This is a genomic window from Actinomadura madurae, assembly GCF_900115095.1.
Lineage (GTDB): Bacteria > Actinomycetota > Actinomycetes > Streptosporangiales > Streptosporangiaceae > Spirillospora > Spirillospora madurae.
In genome coordinates this window covers 503,777-523,130 of record NZ_FOVH01000001.1, presented here as the reverse complement: position 1 = coordinate 523,130, position 19,354 = coordinate 503,777, and the positions used below count along the sequence as shown (strand labels likewise).

The following is a 19,354-nucleotide window of genomic DNA, read 5'->3' as shown; positions in this document are numbered from 1 at the left end:
TGCCTCGTGGGCGAACTGGTGCTGGTGCGTCATGGGGAGACCGAGTGGAGCCGGGAGCGCCGGCACACCGGGCGGACGGATCTTCCGCTGACCGAGCGGGGCGAGGAGCAGGCGCGGTCGCTGCGCGAGGCGCTCGCCGGGCGGCGGTTCGCCCTGGCGCTGGCCAGCCCGGCGGAGCGGGCCCGGCGGACCGCGGAGCTGGCGGGGCTGCGGGTGGACGGGACCGACCCCGACCTGTGGGAGTGGGACTACGGCGGCTACGAGGGGATCACCTCGGCCGCGATCCGCGAGGAGCGTCCCGGCTGGTTCCTGTGGGACGACGGGGTGGTCCCGGGCGACGCCGGGCATCCGGGCGAGACCGTCGAGCAGGTCGGCGGGCGGGCGGACGCGGTCCTCGCGCGGGTGCGGGCGGCGCTCGCGGACGGCGACGTGGCGCTCGTCGCGCACGGCCATCTCCTGCGCGTCCTGACGGCGCGGTGGCTCGGCCTGGAGCCCGCGCGGGGCCGGCTGTTCGCGCTCGGCACCGGGACCGTGTCGGCGCTCGGCACCGAGCACGGCAGACCGGTGATCAGCGCCTGGAACGTCCCGGTTCGGTAATCACGGCCAGCGCATAGGGTACCTGGTGGGGATGTCCCCCAGGGGTACCCGGGCGAGCGCCCCGGAAGGATTGCGAGGTTGGAGATGACGGCCAGCGAGGCCCCCGTCCGGGGGTACACCGCCACCAAGGACCAGCTGCAGACCCGGCTGGCGCGGATCGAGGGCCAGGTGCGCGGCATCGGCCGGATGGTCGAGGAGGACCGCTACTGCATCGACATCCTCACGCAGATCAGCGCGGTCCAGGCGGCGCTGGACAAGGTGGCGCTCGGCCTGCTGGACGGGCATGTGCGGCACTGCGTGGCCGAGGGCGCCGAGGAGGGCAAGGGCGAGGCGATGTCCACCGAGCTGATGGCGGCCGTCGGGCGGCTCATGCGGCGCGGCTGACTCACCCGCCGGGGCAGCCCTCGCCGTCCGGCGCGGGCGCGCTCGTGCGCTCGATGGTCTCGACCAGGACGCGCCAGCCGTGCAGGAACTGCGCCCGCTCGTCCGGCGTGAGCGCCTCCAGCGCCATGCGGAACGGCCGCAGCCGGCGCCAGGTGAACCGCTCGACCATCTCGCGGTGCCGCTCGCCGAGGCTGACGATCATGCGCCGGCGGTCCCGCTCGTCCGGGCGGCGCTCCACGAAGCCGCCGCGCTCCAGCTCGCCGACCAGCTGGCTGACCGTGGCGGGGCTGAGCGCCATCCGCCGGGCCAGGACGCCCACGGCCATGGGGCCCTGCAGGACGAGCTGGATCAGCGCGGGCACGTGCCGGGGCCCGAGGCCGGCGGCGCGCACCCGGTCGACGAGCTCCTCCGCGCCGTCGTGCCCGCCCTTGATCCCGCGCATCATCCTGGCCGTGAGCTGGACCATCGTCTCCAGGTCCGCGTCCACCGCCGCGGCGGCGGCAGATCCATTCTCGGACATACCTTGAAGTTCAACATATTCCGTGATGCACTGCAAAATGTTGAACTTCAAGGCGTTTTCACGTCTTGATCGACGGGGAGACGGGGCGCGGAGCAGGCGAGGGGACCGACCATGGCCGAGAGCCCGATCACCAAGGCGGCACCGCCGGACGACACCGCCGGAAGCGAGCGCCTGGACCGCCGGACGATCCTGCTCGGCCTGGTGATCGTGTCGGGGACCGTGATGGCGATCCTCGACACCACGATCGTCAACGTCGCGCTGGAGACGCTCGGGCGCGACTTCTCCACCGGGCTGTCGACGATCCAGTGGGTCATCACCGGCTACATGCTGGCGATGGGCACCGTCATCCCGCTGACCGGCTGGGCCATCGACCGGTTCGGCGGGCGCCGCGTGTGGATGACCTCGATCGTGCTGTTCGTCCTCGGGTCGGTGCTGTCCGGCGCCGCCTGGAACATCGAGTCACTGATCGTCTTCCGGGTCGTGCAGGGCCTCGGCGGCGGCATGCTGATGCCGACCGGCATGGCCATCCTGACGATGGCGGCGGGACCGCGGCGGATGGGCCGCGTCATGAGCATCGTCGGCGTCCCGATGCTGCTCGGCCCCGTCCTCGGCCCGGTGCTCGGCGGCTGGCTCGTGGAGGACGTCGACTGGCGCTGGATCTTCCTCGTCAACCTGCCGGTCGGGGCGATGGCCCTGGCGCTGGCCTGGTGGAACGTCCCGCGCCACCGCGGCGAGCACGCCGCGCCGGGGCTCGACTGGCGCGGGCTGGTCCTGCTGCCGCCCGGATTCGTCCTGCTGATCTACGGCCTGTCCACCGCGAGCAGCAACGGCGGGTTCGGGGAACCGTCCACCATCGCCTGGCTCGCGGGCGGCGCCGTCCTGGTCGGCCTGTTCGCGCTGCACAGCCTGCGGCTCCGCGAGCGCTCCCTGATCGACGTGCGGCTGTTCACCGACCGGACGTTCGCGGCCGCCGCCGTCGGGGTGTTCTTCGTCGGCCTCGCGCTGATGGGCTCGATGCTGCTGATCCCGCTGTACTTCCAGATCGGCCGCGGCGAGGGCGCGTTCGCGGCCGGGCTCCTGCTGGCGCCGCAGGGGCTCGGGGCCGCGACCGCGATGCCGCTCGCCGGAATGATCACCGACAAGCTGGGCGCCGGGCGCGTCGTCCCGGTCGGCGTCGTCCTCCTGGTGGCCGGGACCGTCCCGTTCGCCCTGGTGGGGGCGGACACGTCCTACTGGCTGCTCGCCGCCGCCCTCTTCGTGCGGGGCCTCGGCCTCGGCTGCACGATGATGCCGACCATGTCGGCGGCGCTCACGACGCTGAGCCGGGCCGTGGTCCCGCGGGCCAGCAGCACCCTGAACATCATCGTCCAGCTCGGCGGATCGGTCGGCACGGCGCTGCTCGCCGTCATCCTGGCCCGCCAGATCGGCGACCGGGTCCCGGGGGCCGGAGCCGGCGGGGACGGCGCCGCCGCGGGCATGGGCGAGATCCCCGAGCGGGTCCGCGAGCAGGTCGCGCCGAACCTGGCGGACGCGTTCGGCCACACGTTCTGGGTCGCGCTGATCCTCACCGCGGTGCTGATCCTCCCGGCGCTGCTGCTGCCGCGGCACGGGGCCCACGAGAAGGACCACGAGGGGGACACGGTGCCGGACGCTCCCCCGCCGGCCTGACCGGGCTCAGGAGGCGATCGACAGGCCCGCCAGATCCGCCTCGTGCTGGCGCGTGATCCGCCTGGCCCGCTGGGCGTCCGGCGAGTACCGGAACCGCTCGGGGACGACGTGCGTGGTGCGGTAGAGGCCCTTCAGCGTCAGTGTCGCGGCCAGGTCCGACGTCGGCAGCCCCGGCAGCCCGTACATGCGGCGGGCCCAGCGCGGCAGCGTGGAGACGACCAGCACCCCGAGGCCGGGCGCGGCGAGCTTCAGCGGCAGCAGCGGGCGCGGGAGGGCGGGGCTGAACATGCGGCGCAGTCCCACGCGCGCCTCCCGGCACGCGTAGATCCGGCGCCGCATCCGCGCGTAGTAGTCCCTCATCTCCCCGACCGTGGCGGGCACGTCCGCCGGGTCGAGGCCGACGACGGCGGCGGCGCGGCGCTGCTCGTCCACGAACGTGTCGGCGTCCCGCGCGGTCAGCGGCACTCCCGCGCGGCGGGCCACGTCCAGGTAGGAGTCGACCTCGCCCATGTGGACCCACAGCAGGTTCTCCGGGTCGTCGACCGGGAACGTCTCGCCGGTCCGCATGTCCAGGCCGGTGAGCTTGGAGTGCAGCCGGCGGACGCGGCGGCCCACCCGCTCGACCTCCTCGTGCGTCCCGTAGGTGCGGACGCGGACGAACTCGACCGTCCGGCCGAGCCTGGCCCAGGCCGCGGCGGGGTCCATGAGCTCGGAGTTCTGCGCGGTCCCCCACATCGTGCGCGGATGCAGCGCCTGGAGCAGCAGCGCCCTGATCCCGCCGATGACCAGCACGGGCTCGCCCATGACCTCCCAGGTCACCGAGCCCGGGCCGAACAGCCCGTGGTCGGCCCGCTCCTCGCTCTCGTCGTGCACGTCGACCGCCTTCCGTCGCCGCGGCCGGGAGTCGGCACCGGCCCGGTAATCGAAGGCTTACCCTGCCACGCCGGACGTCACACGATCTAGTCCTCGATGAGGTCGTCTACCGCTTCGTCCCGTTCGCCGGGTTCGGTCTGCTCGGTGATCCAGGCCAGGTAGTCCATGCTCCCCGCCACCACCGGCGTCGCGATGATCTCCGGGGTGTCGTAGGAGTGGCCCTCGGTGATCAGGGAGGCCAGCTCGTCGAACCGGTCGGCGGAGGTCTTGAAGAGCACCATCCACTCCTCCGCCGACTCGATCTCGTCCTCCCACCAGTAGGTGCTGGCGATCGGCCCCACGAGCTGGGCGCAGGCCGCGAGCCGCTCGGCGACCGCCGACCGGGCCAGCTCGGCGGCCTCGGCGCGGGAGTCGGTGGTGGTCGTCACCTGCACGTAAGAGTGGGCCATGGCACGACTCCTTCCCGCTCCCCGCCCGCGCACGCCCCCGGCACGGGCGGCTACCTGGACGGACGGACGACGAGCGCGCTGCCGCCGCCCCGCCTGGTGGGCTCCGCGACCGCCTGGACGAGGCCGGGCCGCAGGAACTCCAGCCCCGTCGCGGCGCCGATCACGCCCGCGGGCGGCCCGGGGAACGGCTCCAGGCGGTGCCCCCGCGCGGCCAGGTCGCGGCCGTACCGGTCGATGAACGGCTGCTCGGCGAAGACCTGCGGGGTGTTGCGCTGCGTGGCGCGGGGCGCGTTCAGCGCGGTGGGCAGGTCCATGCCGAGGTCGATCCGGTTGACCAGGATCTGCAGCACGGTCGTGATGATCGTCGACCCGCCGGGCGTGCCGACCGCGAGCTTCGGCCGCCCGTCCTTGAGCACGAGGGTCGGGGACATGCTGCTGCGCGGGCGCTTGCGCGGGCCCGGCAGGTTCGGGTCGGGCGCCTGGCCCGGCGCGGGCGGCTGGAACGAGAAGTCGGTCAGCTCGTTGTTCAGCAGGAACCCGCGCCCGGGAACGGTGATGCCGCTGCCGCCGAACTGCTCGATCGACAGCGTGTAGGCGACGACGTTCCCCCACTTGTCGGCGACGTTGAGGTGAGTGGTCTGCGGGCCCTCGAACGCCAGCGCCCTGGTCTGGGTGCCCGGCGGGACGCACGGCGCGTAGGACCCGTCCGGCGAACCGGGGGCCACGGGGGCGGCCGCCGCCCGGTCCGGCTTGATCAGGCACGCGCGCTCGCGGGCGAACCCGGACGACAGCAGCTCGTCCAGGGGCACGTCCACCTTGTCGGCGTCGCCGACGTAGCGGCCTCGGTCGGCGTAGGCGAGCTTGGACGCCTCCAGGTAGTAGTGGAGGGCCGTGACCGGGTCGCGCGCGTCCAGGCGGAAGTTGCCGAGGATGTTGAGCGCCTCCCCCACGGTGGACCCGCCGGACGACGAGGGCGGCATGCCGTACACGTCCGTCCCCCGGTAGGGCACGTGGGTGGGCTCGCGCGGCACGGCCCGGTAGGCGGCGAGGTCACCGCGCTCCATGAGGCCGGGACGGACGTTGCGCGTCGCCTTCGGGTCCACCGGGGGCTTGGCGACCGTCCGGGCGATCTCCTCGCCGAGCCCGCCCTCGTAGAACCAGTCCGTGCCGCGCCGCGCCAGCTCCCGGTAGGTGCCGGCGAGGTCGGGGTTGCGGAAGACCGAGCCGACCGCGGGCACCTTCCCGCCCGGCAGGAACAGCCGGCGGGTCGGGACGATGTCGCGGAAGCGCGCCTCGTTCGTCGAGGTCTGGTCGTGGAACTCCTGGTCCACGACGAAGCCCCGGTCGGCGACCTTGATCGCCGGGCGCAGCAGGGTGCCGAGGTCGCGGGTGCCGAACCGGCGCAGCGCGAGGTCCCACTGCGCGAGGGTGCCGGGCACGCCGACGCCGAGCCCGCTCGTGACGGCCTGGTCGAACGGGAGCGGCCGTCCCGTCGCCGGGTCGATGAAGGCGTCCTGCTTCATCCGCTTCGGCGCGAACTCGCGCCCGTCGAGGGCGTGGACCCGGCGCGTCCTCGCGTCGTAGTAGGTCATGTAGCCGCCACCGCCGATCGCGGCCACGTACGGCTCGGTGACCCCGAGCGTGGCGCCCGCGGCGACGGCCGCGTCCATCGCGTTGCCGCCGCGCCGGAGGACCTCCAGGGCCGTCCGGCTGGCGTCCGGGTCGACCGTGGACACGGCGCCGCCGTACCCCGTCGCGACCGCCTGCTTGACCGGCTGCTTCGCGGGGGGCCGCGGGTGCGCCGGCATGGTCGCGGGCGCGGCGGCGGCGGGCGCGGCCGGGACGGTGAGGGACGCGGCGACGGCGAGCGCGGCGGCGGCGGCCGTGCGGCGGGACCCGCGGGACGGCTTCGGCGCCCGCGCGGGCGGCGCGTGCGAGGGCGATGGGGAGCGGAACACCGGACCTCCAGACGAACGCGGCGTCCCTACGGTGCCACCGATCTTCGTCGGACGCCACCGTCCGCACCGGCCGACCCCGGACGCGGCGCCGGACCGCGGCACCGAAAGATCATAAAGCGCTTTCCCCCTCTGGAAATGGGACCTATTGCCGCGGAACGGTCCACCGGAAAGTCATTCGGCCGTCCTCGCCCAGCGTGAGGGGGCCATTGCGGCACGTCGCCGACCTGCGGTTTGGCAGGATGCGACAACGGCGAGACGGCGGGAATCCGGGCGAAAACGTTGCGATTATGCTCATACCTGGTGAATTCTTAGGGACTTCGGCAAGCACCTCGCGATCAGCGGCGCGGGTTCAGGCCTTGGGGGACCACCTATGACCTTGGACATGCGCATGCGCAACAACATGTTCCGGCGGCTGCCGGTCGAGCAGGCCACCGGCCGGCTCTACGGCGGCAGGCACCGTCTCCGCGTGGTCTACCGGACCCGCGATCTCGTCGTGCTCGGCCTCGGCGTCATGATCGGCTCCGGCATCTTCAAGATCGCCGGCGAGCAGGCGTCCTCGACCGCGGGCCCCGGCGTGCTCGTCTCGTTCCTCATCGCGGGCGGCGTGTGCGTGCTGGCGGCGCTGGCCTTCGCCGAGCTGTCCTCGATCGTCCCGGTCGCGGGCAGCGCCTACTCCTTCAGCTACGTCGCGTTCGGCGAGGTGTGGGCGTGGGTCGTCGGCTGGGCGCTGATCATGGAACTGCTGCTGGCCGCGTCCGTGCTCGCCCGGGTCTGGTCGCTGTACGCCGCGCAGGCGCTGCAGGACTTCGGGGTGGGGGTCCCGAGCTGGCTCGGCGAGCTGATCGGCCAGCAGAAGGGCCCCGACCTGTTCGCCCTCGGCATCCTGCTGCTGGTCGTCCTGATGCTCGCCACCGGCAGCCGGATGAGCCTGAAGTCGCTGTGGTTCATGGTGATGGCCAAGGTCATCGTGATCGGGCTCGTCATCGCCACCGCGCTGAAGTTCTTCAGCCCGGGCAACCTCACCCCGTTCCTGCCGCCGTCCCAGCCCGCCCCCGAGGCCGACCAGACGGTGCTGGACGCCGTGCTCGGCGCGCTCGGCGGCGGGACCCCGCACGTGTTCGGGGTCTGGGGCATGTTCGCCGCGGCGCCGGCCATCGCGTTCGCCTACATCGGCTTCGACCTGATCGCGACCGCCTCGGAGGAGACCGACGACGCGCCCCGCAAGGTGCCGCGCGGCATCCTCACCGCGCTGGTCACCACCATCGTGCTGTACGCGGCCGTCGCGGTCGCGCTCGTCGGCATGGTCGGGATGGACGGCATCGCGAACCTCAACCCCGACAAGCTGCTGCTCGCCGCCGCCTTCGACTCGGTCGGCGCGGGCGCGATGGGCAAGATCGTCGACGTGGGGGCCATGCTGGCGCTCACCACCGTCATCCTGGTGCTGATGATCAGCCTGACCCGGGTGGTGTTCTCCATCTCCCGGGACGGGCTGCTGCCGCGCCCGCTCGCCGCGATGAGCCGCTACAAGGTGCCCTCCCGCGCCACGCTCCTCGCGGGCGGCGCGGCCGTGGTGATGTCGCAGACGATCGACGTACTCACCCTGGAGCAGCTCGTCGTGATCGGCTCGCTGTTCGCGTTCCTGTTCGTCGCGGCGGCGGTGCTGGCGCTGCGCCGCTCCCGGCCGGACCTGCACCGGCCGTTCCGGATGCCCGCGGCGCCGCTGGTCGTGATCGTGACGATCTTCGCGATCGGCTGGCTGATGCTGAACCTGAACGTCGAGACGTGGGCCTATTTCGCGATCTGGATGATCGTCGGCATCGGCATCTACCTGGTCTACGGGCGCCGCAAGAGCCAGATGAAGCTGCTGCTGGACGCACCGCCGCCCGCGCGCCCGGTCGCCGCGCCGATGGCCCCCGCCCCGCCGCCGGGCGCGGCCCTTCCCCCGGGCGCGGCCCCGCCGCCCCCGGGCGCGGTGCCGGGGCCGTGGGACGTGCGCCCCACCCCCGGGCAGGTCGGCCAGGGGACGTGGCCGGGCGAGGGGCGCCCCGGCACGCCGGAGAGCCCCTACCCCACCGGCCGGTACTCGGCGGGACGCCGGCCGGGCGGCCGGTTCGCGCCCGAGCCCTACCCCACCGACCCGGCCCCGCAGGGCGGGCCACCGGGCCGCGGCCCGTCCGGGGCGTACTCCGCCGGGCCGCCCGAGGACCCGTACGCGGTCGATCCGGGCGTGCCGAACCCGTACTCGTCCGGGCCCCACGAATCCCGGCCGTACGGATCCCAACCCTCCGGGCCGTACGAATCCGGGCCGTACGAATCCGGGCCGTACGAATCCGGGCCGTACGAATCCGGGCCGTACGAATCCGGACCCTCTGAATCCGGACCCTACGAGCCCCGGCCCTACGAGCAGGGCGGCCAGGAGCAGAACCCCCGCCGGCCCGGGCCGTACGGTCCCGGGTACGGTCCGGGCGACGAGCCCCAGGAGCCGCCGCAGGGGGGACGGCACCGCCGCTGAGGCGGTATCGCCCAACACCCGTTTTGTAGAGTTCCGCCGAACGCCGAGGGCGCCCCCTTCCCGGGGGGCGCCCTCGTTCCGTCTCGGGTGAGGGGTGGACAACGGGTGATGTGCGGGCTATGTTGTTCTCAGCTAGAGATGAACTCTATTTGAGACTTACTCAGTCAGAGATCGACGGGAGGGACACCGATGGCACCGGACCCGAGGCGCGACGAGAGCGAGTTCCTCGCGAACTACGACCCGCGCGACTACGACCCGGTCTCGGTGACGGTGGACGTGGTCGCCCTCACCATCCGCGACGGCGCCCTGCACGTCCTGCTCGTCCGGCGGGGGAACGCCCCGTTCGAAGGGATGTGGGCGCTCCCCGGCGGTTTCGTCCAGGCGGGCGGCCCCCTCCAGGGCACCGACGCCGAGGACCTCCCGGACGCGGCCGTCCGGGAGCTGGCCGAGGAGACGGGGCTGAGCGCCAAGGGCGGCGCGCTCGGCCGCGTCCACCTGGAGCAGCTCGGCACCTACGGCGCCCCCGGCCGCGACCCGCGGATGCGGGTCATCTCCGTCGCCTACCTGGCCTTCGCCCCGGAGCTGCCCGACCCGGAGGCCGGCGGCGACGCCGCCGACGCGGCGTGGGTCCCGGTGGACGCGCTCGGCCTGACCGAGTCCGGCGACCAGCGGCCCGGCACGACCCGGCGGCTGGCCTTCGACCACGCGCGGATCCTGTCGGACGGGCTGGAGCGGGCGCGCGGGAAGCTGGAGTACACCCCGCTCGCCACCGCCTTCTGCGGCGGCGAGTTCACGATCCCCGAGCTCCGCGCCGTGTACGAGGCGGTGTGGGGCGAGGAGCTGCACGCCGGCAACTTCCACCGCAAGGTTTTGTCGGTGCCCGGGTTCGTGGAGAGCACCGGCGCGACGTCCGACCGCGGCGGCCGGCGCGGCGGCCCCCGCCCCCGCCTCTACCGCCCCGGCGACGCGCGCCTCCTGCACCCCGCCCTCCTGCGCCCCGGCCGCGAGGAGGAGATCCGATGAGCGGGCACCGGCTGGACGAGGCGCTGGCGCGGCTGGACCGGGCGCGGGTGCCCGCCGACCTGTTCGGCGACGACGAGGCGGAGGCGGCGCGGCGCTACCGGCGGCTCGCCCGGCTCGTCCACCCGGACGCGACCGGCGGGCGGACCCGCGACGCGTTCATCCGCCTCAACGACCTCTGGCGGGGCTACCGCGGCGGCGACCCGGCGACGATCACCACGCGCCGGCACGCGTACCGGCTGGACGGCGGCGCCATCGGCGGCGACCTCGCCGAGCTGTACCGGGCGCGGGTCGGCCCCGGCCGCGACGTCCTGCTGAAGATGCCGCGCGACCCGCGCGACGGCGACCTGGTCGAACGCGAGGCCGTGGCGCTCCGCCAGCTCCCCAAGGACGGCGACGGGAAGTTCCTGCCCTACGTCCCGCGGCTGGTCGAGTCGTTCCGGCACCGGGACGCCGCCACCGGCGCGCAGCGCCAGGTCAACGTGATCACCGCGCTGGACGGGTTCCACAGCCTGGCCGAGGTCGGGCGGGCGTATCCGGACGGCGTCGACCCGCGCGACGCGGCCTGGATGTGGCGGCGGCTGCTGGTCGGCCTCGGCTTCGCGCACCGCGCGGGCGTCCTGCACGGCGCGGTGCTCCCCGACCACGTGCTGATCCACCCGGAGGAGCACGGCCTGGTCCTGGTCGACTGGTGCTACTCCGTCCCCGGCTGCTACGCGCACACCGACCCGTCCGGGCGCGTCCCGGCGATGGTCGACCGGTACGCCGGCTGGTACCCGCCCGAGGTGCCGGGACGGCGGACGGCGAGCCCGGCGACCGACATCTTCATGGCCACCCGGTGCATCACCGACCTGATGGGCGACAAGGCGCCCAAGGCGATGCGCTCGTTCGCGCGGGGCTGCACGCTCCCCGCGCAGAACCGGCGCCCCGCGGACGCCTGGCGGCTGCTCGCCGAGCTGGACGAGCTGCTGGAGCGGCTCTACGGCCCGCGCCGCTTCCGCCCCTTCCACCTGCCCGTTCCCCGCTGAAGGAGAGAGATCATGGGAAGCGGAAACTGGTCCACCGACGTCTACGCCGCACGCGCGAGCTACCGCGCGTCCACCGGCGCCAGCGCGTTCGCCTACTCCGACGGCGGCGCCACCACCGTCCACCCCGACCTGGACCCGCGCGGCGTGACCGTCCGGGAGAGCCGGGACTCCGAGGACCACCCCGAGTCGCTCGCGATCGGCGTCCTGTTCGACGTGACCGGCTCGATGGGGACCGTGCCGCGGACGCTGCAGACCAAGCTCCCCGACCTGCTCGGGCTGCTGCTGCGCAAGGGGTACGTCGAGCACCCGCACATCCTGTTCGGCGCGGTCGGCGACGCGACCTGCGACCGCGCGCCGCTGCAGGTCGGCCAGTTCGAGGCCGACAACCGGATGGACGACGACCTCGGCAAGATCCTGCTGGAGGGCGGGGGCGGCGGCCAGATGCGCGAGTCGTACGAGCTGGCCATGTACCTCATGGCCCGGCACACCTCGATCGACTGCTTCGAGAAGCGCGGGAAGCGCGGCTACCTGTTCATGATCGGCGACGAGCTGGCCTACCCCAAGGCCAAGCGGCGCGAGATCGCCAAGGTCATCGGGGGCGAGCCGGACGAGGACGTCCCGGTCGCCGCCCTCGTCCGCGAGCTGCAGCGGATGTACGACGTGTACTTCATCATCCCCGAGGGCGCCTACCACGCCGGAAGCCGCGAGCTGAAGGACTTCTGGCAGGAGCTGCTCGGCCAGAACGTCCTCTACCTGGACGACCTGGACGCCGTCTGCGAGACGATCGCGCTGACCGTCGGGCTCGCCGAGGACGCCATCGACCTGGACGAGGGCCTGGAGCACCTGGAGGAGGCCGGGTCGGACGCGGGCGCCTCGGTGTCGCGCGCCCTCGCCCGGCTGGAGGCGTCCCGCGCCCCGGTCGCGGTGGCGCCCACCCCGCCGGGCCTGGACGCCGCCGCCCCGTCCGCGACGACCCGGCTCTGACCCCGTGGACCACGTGATCGTCGTCGACCTCGGCTTCGGGGACGCGGGCAAGGGCACGGTCGTCGACCACCTCTGCCAGGCGGGCCCCGCGGCCGCCGTCGTGCGGTTCAACGGCGGGGCCCAGGCGGCGCACAACGTGGTCGCCGGGGACGGGCGGCACCACACGTTCGCCCAGTTCGGCTCGGGGACGTTCACGCCCGGCGTGCGGACGCACCTGTCGCGGTTCATGCTCGTCGACCCGCTGGCGCTCGCGGCCGAGGCCGCGCACCTGCGGGCGCTCGGCGTCCGCGACGCGCTCGACCGGCTGACCGCCGACCGGGACGCGCCGCTCACGACGCCGTACCACCGGGCCGCCAACCGCGCGCGGGAGTCCGCGCGCGGCGCGGCCCGGCACGGGTCGTGCGGCATGGGGATCGGCGAGACGGCGTCGTACGCCCTGGCGCACGAGGACGCGCCGCGCGCGGGCGACTGCCTGTCGCCCGCGCGGCTGCGGCGCCGGCTCGCCTCCGTCCGCGACTGGTACCGGGACGCCTTCCCTGATGGGGAGGAGGTCCCGGACGTCGAGGACTGCGCCGCCGCCTTCACCGCCTTCGCCGAGCGGGTGCGGATCGTCGGCGGCGCCCACCTGCGCCGCCTGCTGCGCGGCGGGACCGTGGTGTTCGAGGGCGCCCAGGGCGTCCTGCTGGACGAGTGGCACGGCTTCCACCCGTACACGACGTGGTCGACGACGACGTTCGCCAACGCCGAGACGCTGCTCGCCGAGGCCGGCGGGACCGCGCTGCGGCTCGGCGTCCTGCGCACCTACGCGACCCGGCACGGCCCGGGGCCGTTCGTCACCGAGGACCCGGTGCTCACCGCGGACCTCCCCGAACCGCACAACGGCACGGGACGCTGGCAGGGCGCGTTCCGCGCCGGCCACCTCGACGCCGTCGCGCTCCGGTACGCGCTGGACGCGGCGGGCGGCGTGGACGGCCTGGCGGTCACGCACCTGGACGTCGCGGGGGCACGTCCTGACCTGCGTGTCTGCCTGTCCTACGAGATGGACGGCGAAGGGGTCGGGCGCCTGGAGACGGGCCCACCCGACCTGGACCGCCAGGCCGCCCTCACCGAGCGCCTGCTCAGGGCGCGTCCCGTCTACGCGCCGCTCGGGGAGGCGGTAACGACGATCGAGGAGGTGGCGGGCGCGCCGGTCGTCCTGCGGTCCCACGGCCCGACCGCGGCCGACAAGACCGGCGTCCCCGCACGTGGCGGCCGCGTGGCCACCTCCGGACGGCCATTGACCTGAGCCTCCGGCAGGTCCAAGATCGCTACCGATCGGCCGAGACCCGGCGGATCCAGCGGAGGTGGACGTTGCGTATCCCCCAGCGCACCCTGTCGGCCCTCGCGGCGCTCGCCGCCGCGGTCGCGCTCCTGACCGTCCCGGCCGCGCCGGCCGCCACCGCGGAGACCGGCGACGGTTGCGACCCGATCGATCCGGCCGCGTGCCTGCTGCCCTTCCCGAACGACTGGTACACGGTGGCGGACGGCGCCACGTCCACGGGCCGGCGCGTCCACCTGCGCACGACGATCAAGAACGCGCTCGGCGTCCCCGTCGCGCCGGGCGAATGGAACCGCGCGGACGGCTTCTCCCCGGGGTCGATGCTGCTCAGCCGCGTCCCCGGCCTCGACCTGGCCCGCACCGGCGCGGCGCCGGTCACCGACATCGGCGCCTCGCTGCGCGACGACGCGCCGATCGTCCTCGTGGACACCGCGACCGGGGAGCGCTGGCCGTACTGGGCGGAACTGGACGCCAACGCGCCCGGCGACCGGAAGGCGCTGATCATCCGTCCGGCCCGGAACCTCCGCGAGGGCCACCGCTACGCCGTGGCGCTGCGCGACCTGCGGGACGCCTCCGGTGACCCGATCGGGCCGAACGCCGCCTTCGCCAAGATCCTCGGCCCGGACCTGCCGGCCGCCGACCCGCTCGCCCGGCGCCAGCGGGACATGGGCCGGGTCCTCGCCGCCCTCCAGGCGAACGGTGTGGGCCGCGACGGCCTCTACCTCGCCTGGGACTTCACCGTCGCGAGCCGGCAGAGCCTCGCCGGGCCCGTGCTCCACATGCGCGACGACGCGCTGCGCGGCCTCGGCGACCGCTCGCCCTCGTTCCTCGTGACCGAGGTCAGGAACGACGTGGACGACACGATCGCCCGCGAGGTGAAGGGGGTCGTCTGGGCGCCGAGCTACCTCGACCAGTACGGCGGCCTGCCCGGATCGTCCCTCCACCGGGGCGGGGACGGCCTGCCGTCCCGGCTGCCGGGCAACTCCCAGGCCGTCCCGTTCCAGTGCGAGATCCCCAGATCGGCGCTCACGCGGCCCGCGCGCCCCGCCCTCTACGGGCACGGCCTGCTCGGGAGCGAGGGCGAGGTCGACGCCGGCAACGTCAAGGCGATGGCGTCCGAGCACGGCTTCGTGTTCTGCGCGACCAAGTGGATCGGCATGGCTGACGAGGACGTCCCGAACGTCGTTTCAGCGCTCGCCGACCTCACCCGCTTCCGGACGGTCGCCGACCGCCTCCAGCAGAGCCTGGTGAACTTCATCTTCCTCGGACGCGCCATGACCCGCGGATTCGCCGGGCACAAGGCCTTCCAGAGCGACGCGGGCGCGCCCCTCATCGACACCGGCGCCCCGCTGACCTTCGACGGCAACAGCCAGGGCGGCATCATGGGCGGCGCGCTGACCGCCGTCTCCCCCGACATCCGCCGCGCCGTCCTCGGCGTCCCGGCGATGAACTACAGCACGCTGCTCAACCGCAGCGCGGACTTCCCGCAGTACGCCCGGGTCCTCGACCTGTTCTACCCGGACAGGCTCGACCAGCAGATCGGCATCGCGCTGATCCAGATGCTCTGGGACCGCGGCGAGGCCGACGGCTACGCCTGGCACATGACGGACGACCCGCTGCCCGGCACCCCGGCCCACCGGGTGCTGATGCACGTGGCCTTCGGCGACCACCAGGTCGCGCCGGTCGCCGCCGAGGTCGAGGCCCGCACGATCGGCGCCCGCGTCCACGCCCCCGTCGTCACGCCCGGCCGGAGCCCGGACAAGGTGCCCTACTGGGGCATCCCGACGTTCGGCGCGTCCCACGAGGGCTCCGCGATGGTCGTCTGGGACAGCGGCTCCCCCGTCCCGCCGCTCACCAACACCCCGCCGACCGCGGGCCGCGACCCGCATTCCGACCCGCGCAACAACGCCGGCGCCCGCCGGCAGAAGGCGACGTTCCTCACGACCGGCACCGTCGTGGACGCGTGCGGAGGGGGACCCTGCGTCATCACGCCCTGACCTGCACCTGAGATGATCGGCCCCATGCTCCAGGTCTGCCCGAACGGAAGCCGGACCGAGGGCGTTCCCACGTCCCCGGACGAGATCGCCGCGGCGGTCCGCGCCGCCATCGACGTCGGCGCCGAGGACGTCCACGTGCACCCGAAGGACGCCGCCGGCGCCGACACCATGGCCCCGCTCCACGTCGCCGAGACCGTCACCGCCGTCCGCACCGGGACGCCCGGCGTCCACGTCGGCGTGACGACCGGGGCCTGGACGGCCGCCGGCCCGGGCGAGCGCGCCGCGCTCGTCCGGTCCTGGACGGTCCTGCCCGACCACGCGTCGGTGAACTTCCACGAGGAGGGCGCCGAGCTGGTCGCCGAGGCGCTCTTCGAGCGGGGCGTCGCCATCGAGGCCGGGATCTTCTCCGGCACCGACGCGGCGCAGCGGTTCCTCGCCTGGCCGCACGCCCACCACGTGCTACGGATCCTCGCGGAGGTCACCGACCCCGACCCGGAGACCGCGACCGGCACCGCCAAGGAGCTCCTGCACGACCTCGGCACCCGGCTCTCCGTGCCGATCCTGCTGCACGGCGAGGACGGCGGCGCCTGGCCCGTGCTGCGCCTCGCCGCCCGGCTGAACCTGGACGTCCGCATCGGGCTGGAGGACACCCTCGGCCTTCCCGACGGCTCCCCCGCCGCCGACAACGCGGCCCTGGTCCAGACGGCGCGCGCCCTCATCGCCGTGGACTGACGCGCCTCATCCGGCGGGCGGCGTCACGAACGGGGGTTGTGGCCCGCGGAGTCCATCCGCGCCCAGTCGGCCTCCCACATCGCGTCGCGATGCCGGTCGCAGCGGCGCCGGACCAGGGCGTAGGCGAGCAGGATCGGCAGCGAGCAGCCGAGCACGGTGGCGCCGCCCGCATAGGCGGCGTCGGTGACGGTGCGGCTGTGCGGGCGGGGGCGGACGGTCGGGTCGCCCTGCCGGTCCACCCAGATCGTCCGGTGTGCGCCGACCTTGGCGTTCTTCCAGCTCGGCAGCGTCCCCACCCGGGGCTTGCCGTCCGCGCCGGGCCAGCTGGCCTGGACGGTCTCATGGATGTAGCGGTCGCCCGAGGAGCCGATGCCGCCGGTCGAGGTGACCGTCGCGACGACCTGGTGGCGGTCGGCCCGCTCCGCCTTCTCCGCGCGCATGCCCGCGTCGTAGGACCAGGACGCGGCCCAGGCCGCGAGCGGTGGCGCGACGCCGAGGAGCAGCAGGACGAGCCCGAGGCCGACCAGCCGCTGGACGCGGTCGACCCGGCGGCGCAGCTCGTTGTGCTCCAGGCCGAGGCGCCTGCGCAGCCTGGTGAGCGGCGTGCCTCCGCGGCCGATGCGGGACCTGCGCATCTGCGTTCACCTCCCCGGGGAGTGCCCTCCCGGCAAGAGGCCTTAGCCATCCTTTCCCAGGATATTCCCGAGTTCGTTGATCGGCACATCGCCGGTGGCCGAATCCTTTCCCGATTCGCGCCCGTTATGCCCGGGTGATGACCAAATCCGGCTATTGTCCTGATCAGCGGCGCTCCGGCGCGTCCCCACCGCCAGCGCCAGCAGCGCGCCGAGCGCGCACATCCCGGCGGTGATCCAGAAGATCTCCTGGTACTCGGTCCGCAGCGCGTCCTGCAGCGCCGCGTTGTAGACCTTCGTCTGCCGCGCGAACTCCTCGTCCGACATCAGGAACGGCAGCGGCGGCTTCAACTCGGCCGTCAGCGCGTGGAACCGGTGGAACCCCCACGCCGACAGGGCGGAGATGCCGAGCAGCATCCCCATCATCCGCGCCACCACCACCGCGGCGGACGCCACCCCGTGCCGCGCCGCCGGGACGAACGCCAGCACCGCCGACGACACCGGCGCGATCACCAGGCCGAGCCCGAGACCGGTGACGACCAGGTCCACGTCCATGCGCGGCAGCGGCCCATAGCGCGCGTTCGCCAGGTCGGCCGGCCAGCCCGCGATCAGCAGGTATCCGACCGCGGACACCGCCATCCCCGCCGCCATCGGCCAGCGCTCCCCCACCCGCCGCGCGACCAGCCCGCCGGCCACCGCCGCGACCGGCAGCGCCACCAGGAACCTCGTCAGCAGCAGCGCCCCCTCGGTCGCGTCCTTGTCCAGGACGGTCTGCGCGACCAGGACCACGTCCACCAGCGTCACCATCAGCGCCGCGCCCGACAGCAGGCTCACGCCCAGCGTCGCCAGCAGCGGGACGCGCCGCACCCCCGACAGGTCGAACAGCCGCGTCCTCGCCCGGACCTCCCACAGGACGAACGCCACCAGCACCACCGCGCCCGCGCCCAGCACCGGCGGGCCCCACGACGGCAGCGCCGCCTTCTGCGGCTCCGGGTTGTAGACGGCGGCGACCAGCAGCGCCAGACCCAGCGCCAGCAGCAGGCCCCCGACGACGTCCACCCCGGGCCGCGGCCCCTCCCGGCGCCCGCCGGGCACCGCGTACTGCACGGCCGCCATGGCGGCCGCCACCAGCGGCAGATTGATCCAGAAGATCGCCCGCCAGTCCAGCGCCGCCGCGATCCCCGCCCCGTACAGAGGGCCCAGCACGCTCCCCAGTTCCTGCGCCGCCCCCACCGCGCCGAGCACCACCGGCCGCTGCCGCTCGTCCCACAGATCACCGGCCAGCGCCATCGTCACCGGCAGTAGCGCGCCGCCCGCGACGCCCTGCACCACCCGCCCCGCCGTCAGCACCGGGACGTCCTGCGCCAGCGCCGTCACCACCGACCCCACCGCGAAGAACACCAGGCACGCCTGCAGCAGCGGCCGCCGCCCGAACCGGTCCGACAGCTGCCCGAGCAGCGGCATCGCCGCCACGTACCCCAGCAGGAACCCCGTCAGGACCGGCGTCACCCGCTCCAGCCGGTTCACCGCGATGCCGAGATCCTTCACGACCGGCAGCAGGACCGTCGTCACGACATAGGCGTCCAGCGCCGCCAGCAGCACCACCGCGCCGCCGGCGCCGATCGCGACCCGGCGACGCTCCCTCACTTCGGTGCGCTGATCTTGTACGGGGCGTCGTACTCGGTGAACTTGATCACCACCGCGCCCTTGCCCCCCGGGAACGCCCCCCGCACCTTCACCGGCCGGTTGTCGGCCCGGCTCACCCACACCTGGCCGTCCATGTCCGCGGTGATACCCGGGATCAGCCCCGCGATCTGCGCCTTCGGCAGCTTCGCGCCCACCCGGTAGGTCTCCGTGCCGTCCACCTTCTCCACCGCCTGCGGCTCCGGCGCCTGCGCCGCCGACAGCAATCCGGCGATGCCCCGCTGCGGATCGAGCACCGCCGAAGGGTCGTACACGCCGGACGCCAGCGCCTTCGGCAGCTTCCGCCAGCCGCCCGTACCCGCGTCCAGGAAGATGCTGTCGCCGACCGCGACGACCTTCATCTCCACGTTCTGGCCCTGCTGCTCCACCGTCAGCGTCCCCTCCGCGTCCCCGCTCCGCAGCAGCTTCATCTCGCCGCTCTTCACGATCACCGGAGTGGTCCCGTCCGACTCCAGGGAGAACGCGATGCTCTTCACGTTCCCCATGGCCTGCGCGGACTGCCGCAACGTCTGCGCGGCGTCGAAGTTCGCCTTCTTCGCGGGCTCGCCTCCCCCGCCACCATCGCACGCACCGGCGAAGACCAGCGCCAGCAGCACGGGGACGAGAGCGAGATTGCGTCTGGACATACGCGGGACCCTACCGACGGGTACCCGCGCCCGTCCTCGGTACCAGGTATGACATCGCCCCCTCCCAAGGATGACATCGCCATTCACGGTGGCCCTCGCAAAAAGGCCGCCGCTAAGATGGCACCCGGCAAACCCCGGCCGTCACCGGGAACGCCCCGGGGCGGTAGCTCAGCTGGTCAGAGCAGAAGACTCATAATCTTCCGGTCGCGGGTTCGAGTCCCGCCCGCCCTACGGAGTGGCCGAGGCATGCCCACGGAAAGCGTGGGCCGGGCTCCTCCGGCATGCCGACCCGGGGGACGACCCCCGGACCCCCGATGTGGGGGCTCCGCCCCCACGCCCCCTTGGGGCTCCG

17 protein-coding genes and 1 tRNA gene are annotated in these 19,354 nt (G+C 73.9%); 11 read left to right on the top strand and 7 right to left on the bottom strand.

All coding sequences use genetic code 11. From position 1 onward, the window contains the following. Positions 1-6: 6 nt before the first annotated feature. A complete protein-coding gene (locus tag BM339_RS02515; protein ID WP_021598692.1) occupies positions 7-597 on the top strand; it encodes a histidine phosphatase family protein in 591 nt (196 codons plus the stop codon). A gap of 84 nt (positions 598-681) precedes the next feature. Next, positions 682-981, top strand: a complete 300-nt coding sequence (locus BM339_RS02510) for a metal-sensitive transcriptional regulator (RefSeq protein WP_024936094.1) — start codon at positions 682-684, stop codon at positions 979-981. A gap of 1 nt (position 982) precedes the next feature. Here the strand turns inward: BM339_RS02510 and BM339_RS02505 are convergent, their stop codons facing one another. Continuing rightward, positions 983-1,501, bottom strand: a complete 519-nt coding sequence (locus BM339_RS02505) for a MarR family winged helix-turn-helix transcriptional regulator (RefSeq protein ID WP_256255176.1) — start codon at positions 1,499-1,501, stop codon at positions 983-985. Between the two features lie 111 nt (positions 1,502-1,612). On the opposite strand from BM339_RS02505, the gene BM339_RS02500 reads away from it, so the two are divergent. Next, positions 1,613-3,169 carry a DHA2 family efflux MFS transporter permease subunit gene (locus BM339_RS02500; protein WP_021598689.1) on the top strand — a complete coding sequence of 519 codons (1,557 nt, stop codon included), beginning with the start codon at positions 1,613-1,615 and terminating at the stop codon, positions 3,167-3,169. Between the two features lie 6 nt (positions 3,170-3,175). Here the strand turns inward: BM339_RS02500 and BM339_RS02495 are convergent, their stop codons facing one another. From BM339_RS02495 to ggt, 3 genes are all read right to left on the bottom strand, one after another. Next, positions 3,176-4,042: an oxygenase MpaB family protein gene (locus BM339_RS02495; RefSeq protein ID WP_021598688.1), complete on the bottom strand. Its 867-nt coding sequence runs from the start codon at positions 4,040-4,042 to the stop codon at positions 3,176-3,178. Between the two features lie 86 nt (positions 4,043-4,128). Then, a complete protein-coding gene (gene cutA / locus BM339_RS02490) occupies positions 4,129-4,491 on the bottom strand; it encodes a divalent-cation tolerance protein CutA (RefSeq protein ID WP_021598687.1) in 363 nt (120 codons plus the stop codon). A gap of 50 nt (positions 4,492-4,541) precedes the next feature. Next, entirely contained in the window at positions 4,542-6,449 is a 1,908-nt protein-coding gene (ggt, locus tag BM339_RS02485) for a gamma-glutamyltransferase (RefSeq protein ID WP_476920299.1), read from the bottom strand. A gap of 370 nt (positions 6,450-6,819) precedes the next feature. Between ggt and BM339_RS02480 the strand changes: the two genes are divergently transcribed. The 7 genes from BM339_RS02480 (at position 6,820) to BM339_RS02450 (ending at position 16,040) form a co-directional block, all read left to right on the top strand. Then, complete coding sequence (locus BM339_RS02480; protein WP_075019782.1) at positions 6,820-8,961, top strand: APC family permease; 2,142 nt, start codon at positions 6,820-6,822, stop codon at positions 8,959-8,961. Positions 8,962-9,150: 189 nt separating this feature from the next. Then, positions 9,151-9,984 (top strand): NUDIX hydrolase, encoded by an 834-nt coding sequence (locus BM339_RS02475; protein WP_075019781.1) that lies wholly within the window; start codon positions 9,151-9,153, stop codon positions 9,982-9,984. Beyond that, entirely contained in the window at positions 9,981-11,009 is a 1,029-nt protein-coding gene (locus tag BM339_RS02470) for a serine/threonine-protein kinase (protein ID WP_075019780.1), read from the top strand. The genes BM339_RS02475 and BM339_RS02470 overlap by 4 nt, the downstream gene beginning before the upstream one ends. Positions 11,010-11,021: 12 nt before the next feature. Beyond that, positions 11,022-11,993, top strand: coding sequence for a hypothetical protein (locus BM339_RS02465; RefSeq protein WP_021600392.1), 972 nt, complete (start codon positions 11,022-11,024; stop codon positions 11,991-11,993). 4 nt (positions 11,994-11,997) lie between these two features. Beyond that, positions 11,998-13,278, top strand: a complete 1,281-nt coding sequence (locus BM339_RS02460) for an adenylosuccinate synthetase (RefSeq protein WP_075019779.1) — start codon at positions 11,998-12,000, stop codon at positions 13,276-13,278. 65 nt (positions 13,279-13,343) lie between these two features. Then, positions 13,344-15,308: a hypothetical protein gene (locus tag BM339_RS02455; protein ID WP_256255175.1), complete on the top strand. Its 1,965-nt coding sequence runs from the start codon at positions 13,344-13,346 to the stop codon at positions 15,306-15,308. Positions 15,309-15,332: 24 nt separating this feature from the next. Beyond that, entirely contained in the window at positions 15,333-16,040 is a 708-nt protein-coding gene (locus BM339_RS02450) for a 3-keto-5-aminohexanoate cleavage protein (protein WP_021598612.1), read from the top strand. A 23-nt stretch (positions 16,041-16,063) separates the two neighbouring features. Here the strand turns inward: BM339_RS02450 and BM339_RS02445 are convergent, their stop codons facing one another. From BM339_RS02445 to BM339_RS02435, 3 genes are read right to left on the bottom strand one after another with little or no spacing between them, the layout of a single operon-like run. Beyond that, positions 16,064-16,675, bottom strand: a complete 612-nt coding sequence (locus BM339_RS02445; RefSeq protein ID WP_021598613.1) for an Rv1733c family protein — start codon at positions 16,673-16,675, stop codon at positions 16,064-16,066. A 42-nt stretch (positions 16,676-16,717) separates the two neighbouring features. Next, complete coding sequence (locus tag BM339_RS02440; RefSeq protein WP_083597199.1) at positions 16,718-18,319, bottom strand: MFS transporter; 1,602 nt, start codon at positions 18,317-18,319, stop codon at positions 16,718-16,720. Further along, a complete protein-coding gene (locus BM339_RS02435) occupies positions 18,316-19,002 on the bottom strand; it encodes an LppX_LprAFG lipoprotein (protein WP_021598615.1) in 687 nt (228 codons plus the stop codon). Before BM339_RS02435 ends, BM339_RS02440 begins: the two co-directional genes overlap by 4 nt. 157 nt (positions 19,003-19,159) lie before the next feature. Here BM339_RS02435 and BM339_RS02430 point away from each other — a divergent pair. Then, positions 19,160-19,233: transfer RNA gene (locus tag BM339_RS02430), tRNA-Ile, on the top strand. Positions 19,234-19,354: the final 121 nt, after the last annotated feature.

Bases quoted from the DNA above. Each gene is read 5' to 3' on its own strand.
- BM339_RS02510 (WP_024936094.1), top strand. From the start codon at position 682: ATGACGGCCAGCGAGGCCCCCGTCCGGGGGTACACCGCCACCAAGGAC.
- BM339_RS02505 (WP_256255176.1), bottom strand. From the start codon at position 1,501: ATGTCCGAGAATGGATCTGCCGCCGCCGCGGCGGTGGACGCGGACCTG.
- BM339_RS02500 (WP_021598689.1), top strand. From the start codon at position 1,613: ATGGCCGAGAGCCCGATCACCAAGGCGGCACCGCCGGACGACACCGCC.
- BM339_RS02445 (WP_021598613.1), bottom strand. From the start codon at position 16,675: ATGCGCAGGTCCCGCATCGGCCGCGGAGGCACGCCGCTCACCAGGCTG.
- BM339_RS02470 (WP_075019780.1), top strand. From the start codon at position 9,981: ATGAGCGGGCACCGGCTGGACGAGGCGCTGGCGCGGCTGGACCGGGCG.
- BM339_RS02450 (WP_021598612.1), top strand. From the start codon at position 15,333: ATGCTCCAGGTCTGCCCGAACGGAAGCCGGACCGAGGGCGTTCCCACG.
- BM339_RS02480 (WP_075019782.1), top strand. From the start codon at position 6,820: ATGACCTTGGACATGCGCATGCGCAACAACATGTTCCGGCGGCTGCCG.
- BM339_RS02435 (WP_021598615.1), bottom strand. From the start codon at position 19,002: ATGTCCAGACGCAATCTCGCTCTCGTCCCCGTGCTGCTGGCGCTGGTC.
- cutA (WP_021598687.1), bottom strand. From the start codon at position 4,491: ATGGCCCACTCTTACGTGCAGGTGACGACCACCACCGACTCCCGCGCC.
- BM339_RS02475 (WP_075019781.1), top strand. From the start codon at position 9,151: ATGGCACCGGACCCGAGGCGCGACGAGAGCGAGTTCCTCGCGAACTAC.
- BM339_RS02465 (WP_021600392.1), top strand. From the start codon at position 11,022: ATGGGAAGCGGAAACTGGTCCACCGACGTCTACGCCGCACGCGCGAGC.